Genomic DNA, 1331 nt, shown 5'->3' with positions numbered 1-1331 from the left:
TCCCGTCGCAACGCCGTGGCAGCAACGTGCGGCGTGGACAGGCTATACCACGGCACTTCAAGCGCAAGGCGCCGAAATCGACGAAATCGATATTTTTGGCCGGGAGTGTGCCGTCACATTGCCCGGACGGTCAAAGATGCCGAGCCATCTTGATGATGACCACGCACTGCGCAATTGGCACGCTCAACTGGCATCCCGGAAAGCTCGCCACTGGCGGGACGAACTCCCCATCTCTACTGAAGTCGCCGCGGACTGGGCCGAGCGTCCAGCCTTGTTGCGGGCGCTCGAGATTGTCGCCCGCCATGCACGGGCCGACAGTACGATCACGCCATGGCTAACCGTCCCGTGGCTCCTGAAATCGATGAAGATCACGCACGCCGCGCTCCCATGCCTCACGATCGGTGACAAAGCCCTGCGCCGTGCTCCGCGCGACGCGCAGACGATCATCGTTCGCAATCTTCGAGCATTCGCAGATCGTGCCGAGGAAGGCCTCGTTCGACTGCAGGCGCTTGAGGACAACAGACTGCGGGCGGCTGACGCCATCCGTGATGCTCACCGTCCGGGAAAGCTCGCAACGCTTCTGAGCCTCATGCAGTTCGTGCCTGTGGCGAGTCCTCGCTTGGTCGCAGAGACGTTGTACCTGACTATTTCTGGTGCCGGAAAACTGCTGGGCCGAGCCGCAGACCTCGATCTGGTTGTCGAGGTGAGCGGTCGACAGGCATGGCGCACCTATGTCGCGCGCGATCTCGCTTTGTCGTTTGGCTTCGTGCAGCGGTCGGTGGGACGCCCGCTTGCTCCACCAAAATATTCGGCCAATCTCGAGCCGGTGCTCCAGGTGTTCGATCGCGAGATGGCGGAACTCGACGCAAAGCTGGCGAGCCTTGGACGCGCGGGTCCCGTTCACTTTCCCGGGGCGTAATTTCCTCTGCTCTACCAGCCGGTGCTCACGCCCAGTGTGCGTCCAGCACCTCTCGAATCGCCTTCTCGGCATCCTCGCGTGAAGCACCGCCCTTGTTGAGCAGCGTCAATCGGACTCCCTTGCGATCAGCTCCTTCGATGCGCAGCACCGCTTTACCGTCCGCGCTCGAAACGGTCTGCGCCATTCCTGACTTCTTGGGGGATCCTGACCTCTTGGGGGGGTCACCAGCGGCGGTCAGCGCTCGAATGACATCAAGGATCGGCATCGCCTTGCCCGCATTGGCTTGTGCCTTTCCAAGCGAAGCGGCTTCTTCGAAAACCCTCGCTCGCTTGTCCTCCGGCTTGAGGAGCGGTTTGAGAGCGATCACGTTGCGAATGCTAAGGTCCTGCGGTTCTGGGAACGCGGCCATAAG

General features: G+C 61.8%; 1 protein-coding gene and 1 pseudogene. One reads left to right on the top strand and one right to left on the bottom strand.

Going from position 1 to position 1331, the window contains the following annotated elements; genetic code table 11:
- Positions 1 to 919 (top strand): hypothetical protein (locus B7Y43_RS20115; RefSeq protein ID WP_374133429.1); only part of this gene is annotated, 919 nt, incomplete at its 5' end.
- A gap of 25 nt (positions 920 to 944) precedes the next feature.
- On the opposite strand, the pseudogene B7Y43_RS20110 reads toward B7Y43_RS20115, so the two are convergent.
- A pseudogene (locus tag B7Y43_RS20110) lies at positions 945 to 1331 on the bottom strand (replication protein B); the annotation flags it as partial.

It is taken from the genome of Sphingomonas sp. 28-62-20 (genome assembly GCF_002281505.1).
The sequence above is the reverse complement of the archived record's forward strand: the minus strand, read 5'-3'. Positions and strand labels throughout refer to the sequence as shown.